Source organism: Clostridium sp. CTA-5, from assembly GCF_054768135.1.
The window spans coordinates 586,639-604,138 of record NZ_BAAAAT010000002.1 but is presented as its reverse complement, the minus strand read 5'-3'; the positions used below and the strand labels follow the sequence as shown (position 1 = coordinate 604,138).

The 17,500-nt window shown below is 26.3% G+C and carries 9 protein-coding genes; 6 read left to right on the top strand and 3 right to left on the bottom strand.

Features of this window, described 5'->3' with window-relative positions:
• Nucleotides 1–171: 171 nt before the first annotated feature.
• From ACYUET_RS07735 to ACYUET_RS07720, 4 genes are all read left to right on the top strand, one after another.
• Nucleotides 172–465, top strand: a complete 294-nt coding sequence (locus ACYUET_RS07735; RefSeq protein WP_460278733.1) for a PTS sugar transporter subunit IIB — start codon at nt 172–174, stop codon at nt 463–465.
• A 461-nt stretch (nt 466–926) separates the two neighbouring features.
• A complete protein-coding gene (locus ACYUET_RS07730) occupies nt 927–1,964 on the top strand; it encodes a hypothetical protein (RefSeq protein ID WP_460278732.1) in 1,038 nt (345 codons plus the stop codon).
• Between the two features lie 42 nt (nt 1,965–2,006).
• The gene (gene araD / locus ACYUET_RS07725; protein ID WP_460278731.1) at nt 2,007–2,696 is read left to right on the top strand and encodes an L-ribulose-5-phosphate 4-epimerase; all 690 of its coding nucleotides are present in this window, start codon (nt 2,007–2,009) and stop codon (nt 2,694–2,696) included.
• A gap of 180 nt (nt 2,697–2,876) precedes the next feature.
• The gene (locus ACYUET_RS07720; protein WP_460278730.1) at nt 2,877–3,725 is read left to right on the top strand and encodes an L-ribulose-5-phosphate 3-epimerase; all 849 of its coding nucleotides are present in this window, start codon (nt 2,877–2,879) and stop codon (nt 3,723–3,725) included.
• A 44-nt stretch (nt 3,726–3,769) separates the two neighbouring features.
• On the opposite strand, the gene ACYUET_RS07715 is transcribed toward ACYUET_RS07720, so the two are convergent.
• Nucleotides 3,770–5,875 (bottom strand): methyl-accepting chemotaxis protein, encoded by a 2,106-nt coding sequence (locus ACYUET_RS07715; protein WP_460278729.1) that lies wholly within the window; start codon nt 5,873–5,875, stop codon nt 3,770–3,772.
• Nucleotides 5,876–6,865: 990 nt separating this feature from the next.
• On the opposite strand from ACYUET_RS07715, the gene ACYUET_RS07710 reads away from it, so the two are divergent.
• Nucleotides 6,866–9,013, top strand: coding sequence for an MBL fold metallo-hydrolase (locus ACYUET_RS07710; protein ID WP_460278728.1), 2,148 nt, complete (start codon nt 6,866–6,868; stop codon nt 9,011–9,013).
• 331 nt (nt 9,014–9,344) lie between these two features.
• Here the strand turns inward: ACYUET_RS07710 and ACYUET_RS07705 are convergent, their stop codons facing one another.
• Both ACYUET_RS07705 and ACYUET_RS07700 read right to left on the bottom strand, forming a co-directional pair.
• Nucleotides 9,345–11,456 carry a methyl-accepting chemotaxis protein gene (locus tag ACYUET_RS07705; protein ID WP_460278727.1) on the bottom strand — a complete coding sequence of 704 codons (2,112 nt, stop codon included), beginning with the start codon at nt 11,454–11,456 and terminating at the stop codon, nt 9,345–9,347.
• Between the two features lie 298 nt (nt 11,457–11,754).
• Nucleotides 11,755–12,009 carry a hypothetical protein gene (locus tag ACYUET_RS07700; RefSeq protein ID WP_460278726.1) on the bottom strand — a complete coding sequence of 85 codons (255 nt, stop codon included), beginning with the start codon at nt 12,007–12,009 and terminating at the stop codon, nt 11,755–11,757.
• Nucleotides 12,010–13,221: 1,212 nt separating this feature from the next.
• On the opposite strand from ACYUET_RS07700, the gene ACYUET_RS07695 reads away from it, so the two are divergent.
• Nucleotides 13,222–15,543, top strand: coding sequence for an N-acetylmuramoyl-L-alanine amidase family protein (locus ACYUET_RS07695; RefSeq protein WP_460278725.1), 2,322 nt, complete (start codon nt 13,222–13,224; stop codon nt 15,541–15,543).
• Nucleotides 15,544–17,500: the final 1,957 nt, after the last annotated feature.

Here is a 17,500-nt window from a genome sequence, read left to right as displayed (position 1 = left end):
TAAAAACAAATGTTAAAAAATATATATTTACTTAATGCTTTTTAAATAAATTCTGTTTAAAAGATAAGTTAATAGAATTAGCTTAAATAAAATATGTATTTAAATTTAATAAGAACTTTATATTTAAAAATTAATTTGAATTAGAAAATAAATTTAAGGGAGATGTTAATTATGTTAAGAGTAATAGCAGCATGTGGAAGTGGAATGGGATCAAGCCAAATAATAAAGATGAAAATAGGTAAAGTATTTAAAAAATTAGGTATAGATGTAACAATTCAACATAACAGTGTGGGAGAAGCTAAAAGCCAAGCATCTAGTTTTGATGTAGTATTTTGTTCAGAAGTATTAAAATCAAACTTTAAAAGAGCTGAAGATGCAGGAACTATAGTTATAGGATTAAGAAATGTTCTATCAGAAAAAGAAATTGAAGAAAAAGTAATAGAAAATGTAGTAAATAAAAAATAACAACTATGTTTTAAGTGAATGTTGATATTGTAGGCAAATTCCAATGCCAATTCGCCATTATACTAAAATATCAACACCATTTTAAAACACATATAAATTAAAAATTTATAGATATAAACATCCAATGAATCTTAGTTCAATTAGTAAATAGCTCAGATGTAATTTAAATTGCATCTGGGCATTAAAAATATTTACCTAAGAATATATAAAACCTAACAACTTAAGAACATAAAGAAATTACCTAAGAACATATTACCTTTAAAACATATTAAATTTATAAAAACAGATAAATAAATGGACTAAGGTTCTTAGGGGGGATCATGTATAGATAAAAATATATATTTGAAAATTGAACAGATTGATAATAGTAGTTTAGGATTACTTTATTAAAATTAAATATACTGCTTTGAAAAAGTATATATAAGGTATATTCAAAAAAATTTGAGGTGGAGGAATTAAGTATGAAATTTGAAAAGAAGTTTTTAACAGAACTACATAGATGTTATGCAACAGGAAGTACTACTGTAAATGGTGAAAGACACATTTTACTTGCAACAGAAGGAGATGGTGCTTGTTATAGTTATACAGGAGAGGACTTTAAGCAATCAACAGTTTGGGATGGACCAGGCGGAACAATGTCTATGATACCTATCCCAGGTAAAAATGGTGACTTTTTAGCAGTACAAAATTTTTTCCCAACTTTCCAATCTGAAAAGGCTACAATAGTTTGGGCAAGACCAGAAGAGGATGGAACTTGGGATGTAAAGACTATATTGGATTTACCATATGTTCATAGATTTGATATTTTAACAGCTAATGGAGTTAATTACTTTTTAGGTTCAGTTTTATGTAATTCAAAACAATTTAAAGATGACTGGTCAGATCCAGGTAAGATTTATGTAGGAGTACTTCCAGATGATTTAAGTAAACCTATAGAACTTAAAGTTATAAAAGAAGGATTAACTAAGAATCATGGATATTGTAGAACTACTTGGAATGGAAAAATGGCAGGTATAGTTACTTGTGAAGAAGGAGCATTCGTAGTTACTCCACCACAAAATGAAAATGATGACTGGAATGTTGAACAAATAATGGACAGACCTATTAGTGATATTGCAGTAGTTGATATTGATGAAGATGGTGAAGATGAATTAGTTACAATTGAAGATTTTCATGGAAGTAACTTTTTAATAAATAAAAAAATAGATGGAGAGTATAAACCAATTTATAAATACCCTAAAGAAATGGATTTTGGACATGTTGTTTGGGGTGGAAAATTAAGAGGAATTCCAAGCATAATTGGTGGATATAGAAGAGTTGAAAAAGAATTATTTGTAATTCAATGTGAAGATAAAGAAAAACTTACATTTAAAACAGAAGTTATTGAGGCAGGAACAGGACCAAGTAATGTAGCTGTTGTACATGACGAAGATAGAGACATTATAATTTCAGCTAATAGAGAACTTGGAGAAGCAGCACTTTATTTTGTAACAGATTAAAAAGTTACAAAGAGTAATCATACAAAGTTAGGGGGATTAAATATGTTAGAAAATTTAAAAAAAGAAGTTTATGAAGCTAATATGCTTTTACCTAAATATAATTTAGTAACTTTTACATGGGGAAATGTTTCTGCAATAGATAGAGAAAAAGGACTTATAGTAATTAAACCATCAGGTGTTGAATATGACAAAATGTCACCTGAAGATATGGTTGTAGTTGATTTAGATGGAAATGTTGTAGAAGGAAAGTACAAGCCATCATCAGATACGCCAACCCACGTTAAACTATACAATGATTTTAAAGAGATAGGTGGAATTGTTCATACTCATTCAAGATGGGCAACTATATTTGCTCAAGCAGGAAGAGGAATTAATCCATATGGTACAACTCAAGCGGATTATTTTTATGATGAAATCCCATGCACTAGAGATATGACAGCAGAAGAGATTAAAGGAAGTTATGAATATAATACTGGAGGAGTTATAGTAGATACATTTAAACATATAAATCCAGAGCATGTACCAGCAGTATTAGTAAAAAATCATGGGCCTTTTACATGGGGAAAAGATGCAATGGAAGCTGTTCATAATGCAGTTGTATTGGAAGAAGTTGCAATGATGGCATGGAATACAGAAGTTTTAGCTAATCAAAATATTAAATCTATGCCAAAAGACCTTATGGATAAACACTTTATGAGAAAACATGGACCTAATGCTTACTATGGTCAATAGAAAATACCATGTTTAATAGATTGATATTTTAGTATAAAACTCATGGACAAAATTATAATTAGGAAACTTGACTCAGATATATACTAAAAATCAATTTGTACTTAAAACATTTTAAATGAATAGAGAAATATAAAAGGATGTATTTGAACTAGAAGTTGTAAAGGAAGTGAATGTGATCTTATGAAGGAATATACATTAGGATTATATGAAAAATCGATGCCAAATTCTTTATCATGGGAAGAAAAATTAAATTGTGCTAAGGAATGTGGATTTGATACGGTTGAAATAAGTATAGACGAGACAGATGAGAAGTTAGCTAGACTTGATATGTCTTGTGAGGAAAGAAAAGAACTTGTAGATTTAATGTTCAAAACAGGAATTGGTATTAGAACCATGTGTCTTAGTGGTCATAGAAAATATCCATTAGGAAGTATGAATGAAGATACTAGAACTAAGGGTATGGAAATAATGAAAAAGGCTATAGATTTAGCTTCGGATTTAGGAATAAGGATAATTCAACTTGCTGGATATGATGTTTATTATGAACAAGGGAATGAGGAGACTAAAAGATATTTTGAAGAAAATTTAAAATTATCTGTTGAAATGGCATCAAGTAAGGGGATAATACTTGCTTTTGAAACTATGGAAACGGAATTTATGAATACTGTAGAAAAAGCAATGGATTTTGTTAAACTGGTTAATTCACCATATCTTCAAGTTTATCCAGACTGCGGAAATGTAACAAATGCTACTTTAGATTATGGTACAACTGCTGTTGAAGATTTTGAAACAGGAAGAGGGCACATTGCAGCTGTACATTTAAAAGAGACTGTTCCAGGAAAATTTAGAGAGATTACTTTTGGAACAGGACATGTTAATTTTGAAGAAATAATTAAAAAGTCATGGGAACTTGGTGTAAGAAAATTTACAGCAGAATTTTGGTATGTTGGAAATGATGATTGGAAAGATGTTGTAAAAAATACAAAAAAATTTATGGATGAAAAATTTAATCTAGCTTTAAAAAATTAAGGCTTTAAATTAATGAACCTCTGGGATAACCCAGAGGTTCATTATTATATTTTAAATATTGAAATTGCTTCTAATAGATTATCTACACAATCTTTAGTTTTATGTGTTTCATTTACAAACTGTTCTGTTAGATGAACTACATCTGTTGATTTTGTTGCAATTAAAGTAGTACCTTCTGCTGCTTCATTAGTTGTTAAGGCTACTTCATCTATAGATGTTATTATACTATTAGTAGAATTCAATAATTCTGTTGAAGTTAAACCAATTGTATTAACAAGCTTATTAAATGTTACGGAATCACTTTGATATTGTTCTCCTGTATTAACAAGTTTATCATAATCTTTAACAACTTGAGTATTAATAAAGTTAATTACTTCATTAGAGTTTTCTTTAAGTCCATTAACTGCATCAGTTACATCTTGATTAATTTGTTGAATTTTCATTGCATTTTCTTTTGATGTTTCAGCAAGTAATCTAATTTCTTCAGCTACAACTGCAAATCCTCTTCCAGCTTCACCAGCTCTAGCAGATTCTATTGCTGCATTTAATGCTAATAAGTCTGTTTGAGAACTTATTTCCAATATTTTATTAGTTAATTCTTCTATTTCATCTACAGCTTTAGATTTATTTAATGATATTTTTAAATCGGATTCTAATTTATTAGCTACATTATAAGATTGTTTTTGAGATTCTATTGCATCAGATTTAAGTTTTATAGCTCTATTTTCAATTTCTTTTACAGTCTTTTCACCATTTTTAACAATTGAAACCATATCATTTATTTTATTTCCCATAATTGATGATGAAGAATTTATCTCTTGTACTGCAGCAGCTGTTTCTTGCATTCCAGCAGACATTTCTTCAGTAGTTGAAGATACATCAGAGATCTTAGTATTTAAGTCATCAACTTTATTATTAGTAGAGTTTATAGAATTCAATACTATGTTACATTCTTCCTTAATTGAAGTTACTATATTTATATAAGAATTTTTTAATTCATTCATAGAAGTAAACATTCTACCAATTTCATCTTTTTTATCTAAATAATATTTATCAAATTTTACAGTAAGATCACCCTTAGAAAGTAATTTAAGTTGATTTTCAGCATATTTTATTCCTTTTAACATGTTGCTGATTACAAAAGAAGTTATTGTTATAAGAACAATTAGTGAAATTAGTGCAATAATAATAACAGTTTTAAAGACTTTATTGTAACTCTCTAAAATATTTTCCTTTGGTATTTGGCTACATAAAATCCAGTTAGTATTGCTTCCTTCTAAGGTAACAGGGGAAGCTACCATTAATACATCTTTATTTTGAGTAAGTGATTTTCCATAGGTTTTGAATTCTTTTCCTTGTGATGTTTCATTTATTATATTGTTCCAAGTTTTATTATTTGTTTTAGCATCTTTCATTATTAGGCTAGAATCTTCTCCACTTGCTACATAAATTCCTTTATTTGATAGCAATTCAACAGTTCCGCCAATAGGCATTTTTTCTGATATTAGTTTATTTAATGTATCTAAGTCATAATCTATAGAGATTACTCCTAAAAAGTTTTTATTATTATCAAGAATTGGAATTGCAAGTGAGGCCATATTTATGTCTTTTCCATTAACTTTATAAGTAGTGGGTTCTGTGATATATGAACCTTTTAACTCTTTTGGTTTATTATACCAAGTCATATCGGTTTGTGAATCATAAGCTGGGGTTACAATGTAGGAGTTATTAGATCTGCTTACATAAGGAATAAATATTCCACTAGCACCATATTCAGGATAATTTGCATATGTATTATCATTGTTATCAAAAGCATTTGGTTCAAAGGCTACAGTTATTCCAAAAATTTCAGGATTCAAATCTAAAACTTCTTTTTGCATTTCTATAATTGAAGCTCTATTTTGTATTCCTGAGTCAATCTGTTTAGTTACTGAACTTCTTAAACCTTTAACAATAAGCTCTAAATTTTTAAATTTTGATGAAATTTCTGTAGAATAAGATTTTGAAACTTCTTGAGCTAAAGTTTCACTTTGAGTAATATTTTGAGAACGTAATTGTATTAATATAGTTGAAAACACTATTGAATAGCATAGAAAAACTAATAGTCCTATACCAATACTAATTTTTGCACTTAAATTAAGTTTTTTCATAAATGTCACTCCCTATTATTCATTTAAAATTATATAAAATAACCTATAAAAAAATAGCCATTTATTCTTTTATCGTATATATTTTTCATAAATGTATCTATAATATGAATTATTTTACTATTATATTTAGAAGTATAGCTATTATAAAAATGTAGATACTAGTTATAGAATAAAAATTTATCTTAGGAACATTCAAAAAAATAATAAAGATAAATTTTAATTTGATCTTACCCCTAAAGAAAATATTAAGAGATTTTAAGTAGATTATTTGAAATGGAGATGAAATTTATAAAAATAATTTTTTACTATAAAGTTAGTTAATTATAGTACCGATACTAAATAATGTATTTATGACATATTTAAAGTCTTGTTTTTATGTGACTTAAGTACATTAAAAAAAATAATAGACCAGTATGTTTGTCTATTTTGTGTGATACTGCGTCAAAAAATAGACAACGTTTCTTTGATCTATTATGTTATTTTATGTAACTTACTTAAAAATTTCTTAAGTTTTTACAATAATTATGAGAAAATTTTCTATATAAGGTATAATATAATCTGAAAAAGTTTTCGAAGGGAGGGGTTTTTGCTTTTAATTTATAAAGATTATTATTGATAATGATAGTTAATAAAATTTATAGTTATATATTTAATTTTAAATATAAGCTAATATGAATGAGTTAGAGATATACTATGGACAAGTAAACTTAATAATTATTATTTTAATTTATATAAGCGATTATTGAGTGGATTTTTAATATATCATGTTCTAAATTTAAAAAATATATATTACAATTTAAAATCTATATTTGTTTAAATTATATTGTTGAAGAGAATTTAAAATTAAATTCAAAATTTGATTGTAGAAATCATATTACAACATATATAAAACAAAAAAAGTATAACGTTTTTTAAGGTGTTGGAATGTATATATTTATCGTAAGTCATTATCAAAATATAATTTTTATATAATTTTAGCAAATGAATATTATGCAGAATAAGTTTAAAAGAGTAATAACTTTAGTTATGATTATGGCATTTACAAGTGGGATATGTCCTCAAGTAAGTGCATTTGCAGCTACACAAAAAGAATCAACTACTAGTGATGCAAAGAATAGTACAAGCATTGATAAGAATGAATTTAGTAAAGAATCAGAAGATAAGAATATAGATGAATCTAATAATAGAGAAGAAAATAAAGATTTGAAAAAGAATACTACGGGGAAGGCTGACTCGGATAAGACAAAGAATTCTGATAAAAAAACAACTGATGCATCAGATGATAAATTAGATGATGAGTCAAACAAGATTATTGATGAACTTTTGGATGAAGAAGATGAGGTAAAGCCTAAAATAGGATGGCAAGTAATAAACGGAAAAAGATTTTACTTTACTGAAAAAGGTATGTTGAAGAAAAAAGGTTGGGTTGAACTAGATGAGTACATATATAAAGGGACTAAATCTAATCCTCAAACTATAGAAACTGTTTTAAAGGATGCTAACTTAAATAATAATTTTCAAGACAATAATAAAGAAAACAAAAAGATATTAGATGAAGAAAAAAACAATATTAATTCAGATAACAATGAAGATATTGATGTTTTAGATGATGAAAATAAAGAAAAAATTAAAAATCAAGAAGATAAAGATTCTAAGCTAGAAGATAAAAAAGATAAAGAAATTAAAGATAACGATAAGTTAAAAGAACACAAGAAAGGTACAAGCACATCAAACAATGTAACAATAATAATGGATCCAAGTCAAGATCCTAATTATGAACTTCATAAGAATAAATATTACTTTGATGATGATTATTCAGCTGTTGTTGGTTGGAAAGAAATCGGTGATAAATGGTATAACTTTAATGATCTTGGAATAATGAGGACAGGCTGGTCTTTGATTAATTATAATTGGTTTTTCTTAGATCATGATGGAGCAATGAAAACTGGATGGTTTAAAGATGGAACAAATAAATTTTATCTTAATGAATCAGGAGCCATGATTTTTGGAAAAAACTATATTGATGATAAATGGTACTATTTCCATAGTAGTGGAATATTAGCAACTGGAGTTTATTTAAAAGATGGAAAATGGTACTATTCTGATAAAGACGGTGAAATGATATCTAATAAATGGATAGATTTAAATGATAAAAAATATTATGTTAAAGCAAATAGTGAATTAGCAGTTGGAAATGTAATTATAGATGGAAAAATGCAACGTTTTGATAATAATGGAGTTTATCAAGGTACTGGAATAATGGAAGAACATTTATATATTAAATATCTAAATGTTGGAAATGGAGATTGTATTTATATAAAACTTCCAAATGGAGAAACTGCATTAATTGATACTGGAGATAACACTAAATCAAGTCAAAATACATTAATTGATTTTTTAGAGGATCAAAATCTTAAAGAAGATGCAGAAGGAAAGAGAACAATAGATTATGTGATTATAACACATCCTCATTCTGACCACATAGGTGGATTATATGAAGTTCTTAAGAATTTTAAAGTAAATAAGATTTATATGCCTAAACGTACAAGAATGGAAGATTATTCTGATTTAAAAGAAGAAGGAGAATTTGCTTCTACTATTAAGGATATGAAAAAAGATTATCATGTATATCAAAAAACTTTAAATTCAATAAAAGAATTAGATATTCCTTTTTTAGATGCAGTACAATATAAAGCAATAGATGAAGAAGGTATATTAAAATTTATTCAACCAGATAAGAGTTATTTAAGCACATTTGATTCAAGAATCCCAGCTAAATATTGGATACTTAATGACCAATCTGCAGTTGTATATTTAAATTATGGAGATTTAGGTGCATTATTTACTGGAGATATAGAATGGCCAGCAGAAAAAGATTTTTCAAAGTTAAATCTTTTAAATGGAGGAAAAGTAGATGTATTAAAAGTACCACATCATGGATTAAATACATCATCAACTTCAGATTTTTTAACTTATGTTGGTGCAGATATAGGAGTAATCAGTAGAGATTCTGGTAGTGTAAAGAAAAATATCGCATATAATAATTTAACTACTGGAAAAGTAACAATCTTTGAAACCAGTGAAAATGATGGAGTTTCATTATATGCAACAAAACAAAATTGGAATGTTCAATATTAAAAAATACTATATTTTTAATAAACATTAATATTGTAGTATAAATAACCCCTGAGATATAAATCTTACTATAGTAGTAATTTTTATAACTCAGGGGTTATTTATTTTAGATTTAAGTTATATTTTTATAGAGATTGATATTTTGGTGTAACAGCGAAATGGTATTGGAATTTGCTTTTTAGAAATCTTAATGAAGATTTGTACAATTAATTGCTTGTCCGCAATCTTTGATTGGGAGCATGCATTAATTGGACTAAACTTTATTTTAGAGTTTTTAAAGTAAATTCCTCTGTCCATGAGCTTTACACCAAAATATCGATAGTATAAATTATAATTAAATTTTGAACATTGATACTGATTCTAATAATTTAGAAATAGAATCTTTACTCTTTTGAGTTTCTTCTACAAAGAGCTCAGTTAGATTTACTATATCTGAAGATTTTGTAGCTATAATGCTTGTACCACTAGCACCTTCAGCAGTAGCATCAGAAACACCATCAATTGCAGCAATTATGTTTTCTGTTGAATTACGTAATTCCTCTGAGGTTTCACTAATAGTAGTAACTAATTTATTAAATACGATTGAATCTTCTTGATATTGTTCACCGGTATTTACAAGTTTAGTATAGTCATTTATAACTTGGGTATTAATAAATTCTATAACATCATAAGAACTTTCTTTAAGTGAATTAACAGCATCATTTACTTCTTTACTTATTTCTTGAATTTTAATTGCTGTTTCTTTTGAAGTTTCAGCTAGAACTCTTATTTCATCTGCAACCACTGCAAATCCTTTTCCAGCTTCACCAGCTCTTGCAGATTCTATTGCAGCATTTAATGCTAATAAATTAGTTTGGGAAGTTATTTCTAATATTTTATCAGTTAATGAATTTATTTGAGCTACAGCCTTTGATTTTTCTAATGAGATTTTTAAATTATCTTCTAATTCAGCAGCTATAGTATTAGATTTTTCTTGGGATTGTATTGATTTTGATTTTAAATTTATAGCTCTTTTTTCTATTTCTTTTGCAGTATTCTTTCCGTCTTTTATAATTGAAACTACTGAATCTAATCTATTACCCATTTCCATTGATGAAGAATTTATTTCTTCAACTGAAGCAGCAGTTTCTTCCATTCCAGCAGATAATTCTTCTGTTGTTGCTGAAACATCAGCAATTTCTGAATTTAATTCCTGAACTTTAGCATTAGCATTACTTATAGAATCAAGTACTGCTTTACATTCATCTTGGACATTTTTTATTATATTTTTATAAGATTGCTTTAAATTATTCATAGAATTAAACATTCTACCTATTTCATTATCCATCTTTAGATAAGAATTATTAAATTCTATAGTAAGGTCACCTTTAGATAATAAATTGAGTTGAGAATCTGCATATTCTACACCCTTAATCATCTTTTTACTTATAAAAGCTATTACAACATTAACAATAATTAAGGAAACTATAGCTATTTCCAAAATAATTTTAAATATATTATTATATCCACTTAGTATAGTTTCTTTAGGGATTTCACTACATAAAACCCAATCACTATTTTTATTATGAAGATTAACAGGCATTGAAACTATTAGTATATTTTTATTTTCTATAGCAGATTTTCCATATGTTTTTACTTCTTTTCCTTGAGATGTTTCTTTTATAATGTTTGCCCAATTTTCATCATTAGATTTAGCATTTGTCATTATTAAGGAAGGATCTTGTCCACTTGCTACATAAACACCTTTATTTGATATTAGTTCTACAAATCCACCAAGAGGTTTTTTTTCAGAAATAATATTATTTAATGTATCTAGATTATAATCTAAGGAAATAACTCCTAAAAAATCTTTATTTTTATTGAGTATAGGCATTGAAATTGATACTAACTGTACATCTTTATTATCAACATTATATGTTGCTGGTTCAGATACATATAGATCTTTTGAATTTTTTGTATTATCATACCAACTTGTATCTTCTTGAGTACTATAAGATTCTTCTAATACATAGGAATTTGAAGAATCTCCTCTACTTACATAAGGCATAAATTCCCCATTTACTCCAGAATCGAGTCTCCCTATATACTGATGATCTTTTCCATCAAATGAATTTGCTTCAAAAGCTACTGTAACAGCAAAAATATTTGGATTTACATCTAGAATCTCTTTTTCCATTTCTATAACTGAGTCTCTATTTTGTATTCCAGCATCTATTTGTTTAGTTACTGCACTTTTTAACCCTTGAGAAATAAGTTCAAGGTCTTTAAATTCTTGTGTAATTTGCTTAACTGATGAACTAGATATTTCATAAGCTAAATTTTCACTTTCATTTATGCTTTGGGAATGTAAGTTAAATAAAATTGTAGAAAAGACTGTTATATAGCATAAGAATACTATAAAGCCCATACCTATAGTAACTTTTACACTTAAGCTAAGTTTTTTCATAAATTTACACTTCCTTTTATGTATTATTATTCTTCGAAGCAATGATTATCTTTGTATTAAGATAAGGAAATAGTTATCAAAAACCAATTTTATAATTAAATTATAAATGCTATAATTAAGTAATATTATATCAAAAAAAAAGAAAAAATTACAATATTTATCAAAAATAATAATTTTATATAATAAAAGATTGAAATATATACATAAAAATAAGAGCAAACTTTTTTATTAAAGTTTGCTCTTATTTTTTATGAAAAATTTTTTTAACATTGTTTTGAGAGTGCTATTATTAAGAGTGCTAATATTGATTGCAATATTTAATATAGTTTTTTTCTGTTGCATTATTATTTAACTCAAGTTCTTCTGGAGTCATCAAATCTTGAGTATAATCAAATTCTGCATTTGCAATATTATTTACAACAATATTATCAATTGCCGGATTAGGTAAATCAATTGACACAGAACCATCAACAGAAGTACTTTCTATTTGATCGCTTGTTGGATGATAATCTGTTCTTACCTTTGGAAGGTAAGGTGCATTTTCATTACTCATATAAAATTTCACTTCCTTAATGTTTTTTAAAGCTAATAAGATGAAGCAGTATCTCAAAGAGATTAATAAAACTGAAGATAACATTGAATCAGTTAGAAATATTAATATTGACATTATTATTATTTGAAAGAAGTAAAATTTAATACTTAGTTAAATATGTATAAAAATAAATAATTTTCATATGCCTATAATAATCCATAAAAAGGAATATAATTACACTTTATGGATGAAAAATTAATTGTATTTAACTTTTTTATTAAAAAAATAAAAAAATAAGAGAAAATTTTAAAATAAGGCCCGAAATTTAGAATCAATATTGTATTGTATAGTGAAACAGTTAAACAGGAAATAAATTCCCACTAATTTTTTTAATAGTACACTGGGTTTAAATAGTTTTATTGATCCATGTTTATAGCTAACTCTAAAGCTATATATTTAAAACTATAATTTAAAGTAGTACGATTAAAATTACCTTATTTATTTCTTATCTTAAGTCTTATCTTAAAGATCTAAATTATATAAGTTCTATAAAGGTTGCTCATTAAGATAAATATTAGAATCTTTATAAATGGTATTACTTACTAATACAGTAAGGAATTTATATAGAAAATTTATGATATATATGCTTCTGACTAGATATTGTTAATTCAAAGGTATAATTTTCTATAAAAATTATATAAAAGATTATAAATATATTAGCTTAATTAGAAGATATATATTGATTACTCATAATAATTAAACTGTAAAATCGACAAAAAATAAATAAATTTTCAAAAAGGTACCCAAATAACTTTTTTTACTTGTATTATATAACAGATGAGTAAAAAAAAGAGATAAATTCTTTAAGAAATTTAATATGATAAAAATATCAATTAAATTAAATAAGATTAGATGTTTAACAGGTTAAGACTTAAGATTTTAAATACAAATAATAATTATGTTTTAAAACATATTTATATAAAAATTATAAAAATCAAAAATTTCCGTAATACAAAATAAAATCAAAAATAATAAATAAATTATTATTAAAATCTAAAATCAATTAATTTGATAATATAGAAATCAAAACAAAACTAAATAAAAGTGTAATATTTAAAAATATAAACTAAATAAGTGTTATAAAATTTACAATTTCGTATATAAAAATTGCACCTCTGGGATACCCCAGTGGTACCCCAGGGGTGCAAAAAAAATATATCAGGGGGAAGAAGTATGATAAAGAGAGCAAATAAAATAACATCAGTATTATTAGCAGTAGCTGCTGTAACATCACTAGTTCCAGCAACAGGAGTAAATGCTGCTTCTTATAAAAGAATAGAATCTAAGGAAGGTACTGTTTATAGTGCACAAGCTTATAAAGATGGTAAATTTATTATAGATGGTAATGTAAAAGATGAAGATACTGAAGCAGTATATTTCTTAAATAATGGAAAATATTCTGAATTAAAAGATATAGATACAGGTTCAGAATTTACAAGAGTATTTGGAGAAAAAAATCTTCAATTTGATGATGGCGATTACTCAGTTGATTTATCAACAGGTAAAGTTTATGATGATGGCTTAAGAGATGAAAATAAAGATGATGCTGCTACATCATTAAGAAGAAAGATTAAAAATAAAGCTGACGATAGATATTCAGATCATGATGCTCTTAAGAATAACTTAGAAGAACTTAAAGGTTCAAAATATGGTGAAACTTGGTATAAGACTACTTATAAAGCTGAAGATATAACTAATGGAGCAACTGATAAAAATAGTGAATTAACTGTTTATACAGATGGAAAAGGAAATTATATTGATGCTGATTATAACTTAGGAAAAGTTAGAGTAAGAGCAGATGGTAAGAGTGTAAATATAGAAAATACAGATGATAAATATAATGTTGGAGACAATAAAAAAGCATTAAGTGCAAAAGTTTCAGATGCAGATGTAATAGCTCAAGATTCTAACAATATTTATAGAACAGCAACTATTACAATTAATGTTGATAACTCATTAATTACTGAAGGCACTTCAGATAAAGCTACAATTGGAGATATTCAAGAGGCTGTAAATGCAGTTGAAGGTGTTAATATCGAAGGTAGTGTTAAAAAGGCAATAAAAGATCAAGTTGACAAGGAAGCAAGCTTAGAGGGGGCAACTGTAGAAACAGTTAAAACAACAGCTGCAGCAGTAAGTGTTGTAACTCCAGAAGCTAATAAGTTAACTGATGGAAAGACAACTTTTCAAGAAATAAAAGATGCTTTAACAGCTGGTGCTACAGGTATTGTAAAAGCAGTACAAGATGCTATAGTTAATGCTGCTCAAAATGCATATGATGCTGAAACAGATGCAACGCAAAAAGATGCAAAAGCAATAGCAGCTGCAAATGCTGCAAAAGAAAAAGCTATATCTGATGCTACTGAAATTCAAAATGTTGCAAATGCTGCAAAGGGTACGGGTACATCTAAGCTTGCATTAGAAGAAATAAATGGTGTTAAAATTGATGAACATTCTGATGTATTCAAAAAATCAGCAGATGGTTCTTCAGTAAGTTTTGAAGTTATCCAAAAAATATCTAAAGCTCAAGCTTCTAAGGATATTGATGGAGCTAAATATGCTAGAACTGTAAATAACTATGTGATTTCCGATAAAGACGCAGATAAAGAAGATTTATTAGGTGGAGAATTTACAGCAGTTAATGGAAAACTTATTGAATATAAAGTTGATGGTGAAAATATAAATGCACAAACAATTTCACTAAAATCAAGAAGTGGACATTATTATACAGATATATCTAAAGATTCAGATCAAGATTTAGCTACTGAAACTTCATTTGATATAGATGTTGATGGTAACCTTTGGGCATTAAAGGGTGGATTTGTTTATAAATGGGATAATGATGAAGATTGGGATAAAGTTTATAGAGTAGATGGATCAATGGAAAAACTATCTGTTTATGATAAAGACAATATGGTTGTTTGGAATGAAGATGATGAAGTTTACTCAGTAATTGATGGTAAGAGTGATTCAAATTCAGGATCAGAAACAGATCCAGATGTAAAGACTGGTTGGGATCAAGATGCTAATGGAAATTGGATATTCTTTGATACAGCTGGAAATCAAATAAAAAATAACTGGGTTAACTCAAATGGAAAGTATTACTACATGGATTACAATGGTATAATGCAATCTAATAAATGGGTTTGTCCTTATGGAAACTGGTATTATCTAAATGCTGATGGTTCTATGGCAAGTTCAGGATGGCTTAATGACAGAGGAAATTGGTATTACTTAAATGGCAATGGTAATATGTTAACTGGATGGCAATATGTTAATGGAACTTGGTACTTCATGCAAGAATCTGGAGCTATGAAGACAGGATGGCTTAATGATAGAGGAAATTGGTACTATTTAAATTCTAACGGATCAATGAAAACTGGTTGGTTAAATGATAATGGAGCATGGTACTATTTAGAAGGATCAGGAAGAATGCTTTCTAATACAACTGTAGATGGATACAGATTAGCAGCAAATGGAGCTTGGATAAGATAATCTGAGGTTTAAATAATGGTAGATATTATTTGCTACGGATACTAGTAAATTCTGCTTAAGAGTTTCTATCATTTCTGAAATGAAATTTTGTCAAACTCACCTAAAGGTTCAGACAGTGACAAATTTCACATCAGAAATGATGAAACACTAAATCAAAATTTTACAATGTATCACTACGCAAATATATCTACCATTTTAATTTTAAATAGAGATTATCTTCATGAAATAGAGTTGATATTATAGGGTAAAGCTCATGGACAGAGGAATTTGATTTAAGAATTCTAAAATAAATATTAGTCCAATTAATGCGTGTTCCCAATCAAAGATTGTACTCTGTGAAAGTTCGAAGAACCAAATATAAAATTTGGATTTTCACTGTTGACAAGCAATTAATTTGACAAATCTTCATTAAGAATTCTAAAAATCAAATTCCAATGCCAGTTCGCTCTTATCCTATAATATTAACAGTTTTAAAACATAGCTTTTTATTATAGATTATCTTGGGAAAGTAGAGTATATAAAGAATGTTATTTTTCTATACAGATTATCTTTAAGAAAATAGTATATATAAATAAGGTATATATAATTATAAAAGATTAAATGTTTGCTCTAATTATATTATTGATTATATATATTCCTGTTTTTATATATTGTATTCTTAATATATGGAATATTACGTATCTAGAGAGTGATAATATACTTTAAGTATAATGTGTATATTAAGATTAAGGAATATGAAAGTTCATTTCTAAGATGTGTCATTTGAAATTTTAGTATTATTTTTTTAGATAATTATTTATGTGAAGATAAAATATATGAATAATAAAGTTCTAACAAGTAAATTTTAATGATAGTTTGTTCTTAGAGCATAATAGTAGTTTTTTTATGTTTTATGTATGGTTCCTCATTAATTATTCTTTATATATTATCTTGGGAAAGATAAAAACATTAAATAATAGTAGATATAGTTTGCTATATATAAATCATAGATTGTATTTAAGGTAGTCTATCATTTCTGAAAAAATCTTGTGAAATTCTCCTAAGGGTTTAGACCGAAATAAATTTCACTCAGAAATGATAGAAGATTAAAGTAGAATTTATAATATATAATTAAGTAAATATATCTACTTTTTTTATATCTATATTTTAATCTGGGATTGATATTGTAGCACAGAACCATAGACATATGTCTTTTCAAGGTAGTACTATTTTTGTATTAACATAGATAAATATTTGGTGTAAAAATAGTTGAAAAATAAAAAATATAAAAATAATTAAAAAGGGACCTAAATATAATTAACATGATTGTATTATATACCAGCGAAACAAAATATAAGATTTACTTTTGGTTTAAAACACATACCAGTTCTCCAAACTGAAGTAATAAAAAGTAAATTTATAGAGATTAAATTCAAAAGTAATTAAGTAACGTATAAGTTTTAATACTTAAAGAAGAAATATTAGATATGAAAACCCACTTCAAGTAATTTTAGGATTGCATGAGGTGGGTTTTTTAGGCTTAAATTACTATTATATAATATTTTTATCATTGATAAAAGTATAAATGATAAGTTAAATTTTGACTTATTCCAGTAAGAAAATTATAAAAAAAATTCTAAAGCATTGATTAAGAAGTGATTAGCAGAGTAATAGCTAAAAAATCAAAATACATATTTTCAAAAAAATACAAGATATAATTATGAAATAAATGTAATTAATTAAATAATAATACAAGGAAAAAAATTATATATATACTAAATTTTTTATTAAAAGTTTAATTATTGAATGGTAAATAAATATAAAATAACCAAAAAAAGAGTAAAAATAGTATTTTAAAATAAAAAACAAAAAAAAATTTTAAAAAAATAGTGTTTTTACACTTTTTTTGACCATAAATAACAAAATCTGACTTTTACATTTTAGACAATGATGGTATTATTTATAGTATACTTATAAA

Excerpts from the sequence above, each read along its gene's own strand:
- ACYUET_RS07715 (WP_460278729.1), bottom strand. The coding sequence starts at position 5,875 with ATGAAAAAACTTAATTTAAGTGCAAAAATTAGTATTGGTATAGGACTA.
- ACYUET_RS07730 (WP_460278732.1), top strand. The coding sequence starts at position 927 with ATGAAATTTGAAAAGAAGTTTTTAACAGAACTACATAGATGTTATGCA.
- ACYUET_RS07695 (WP_460278725.1), top strand. The coding sequence starts at position 13,222 with ATGATAAAGAGAGCAAATAAAATAACATCAGTATTATTAGCAGTAGCT.
- ACYUET_RS07700 (WP_460278726.1), bottom strand. The coding sequence starts at position 12,009 with ATGAGTAATGAAAATGCACCTTACCTTCCAAAGGTAAGAACAGATTAT.
- araD (WP_460278731.1), top strand. The coding sequence starts at position 2,007 with ATGTTAGAAAATTTAAAAAAAGAAGTTTATGAAGCTAATATGCTTTTA.
- ACYUET_RS07710 (WP_460278728.1), top strand. The coding sequence starts at position 6,866 with ATGCAGAATAAGTTTAAAAGAGTAATAACTTTAGTTATGATTATGGCA.
- ACYUET_RS07705 (WP_460278727.1), bottom strand. The coding sequence starts at position 11,456 with ATGAAAAAACTTAGCTTAAGTGTAAAAGTTACTATAGGTATGGGCTTT.
- ACYUET_RS07735 (WP_460278733.1), top strand. The coding sequence starts at position 172 with ATGTTAAGAGTAATAGCAGCATGTGGAAGTGGAATGGGATCAAGCCAA.
- ACYUET_RS07720 (WP_460278730.1), top strand. The coding sequence starts at position 2,877 with ATGAAGGAATATACATTAGGATTATATGAAAAATCGATGCCAAATTCT.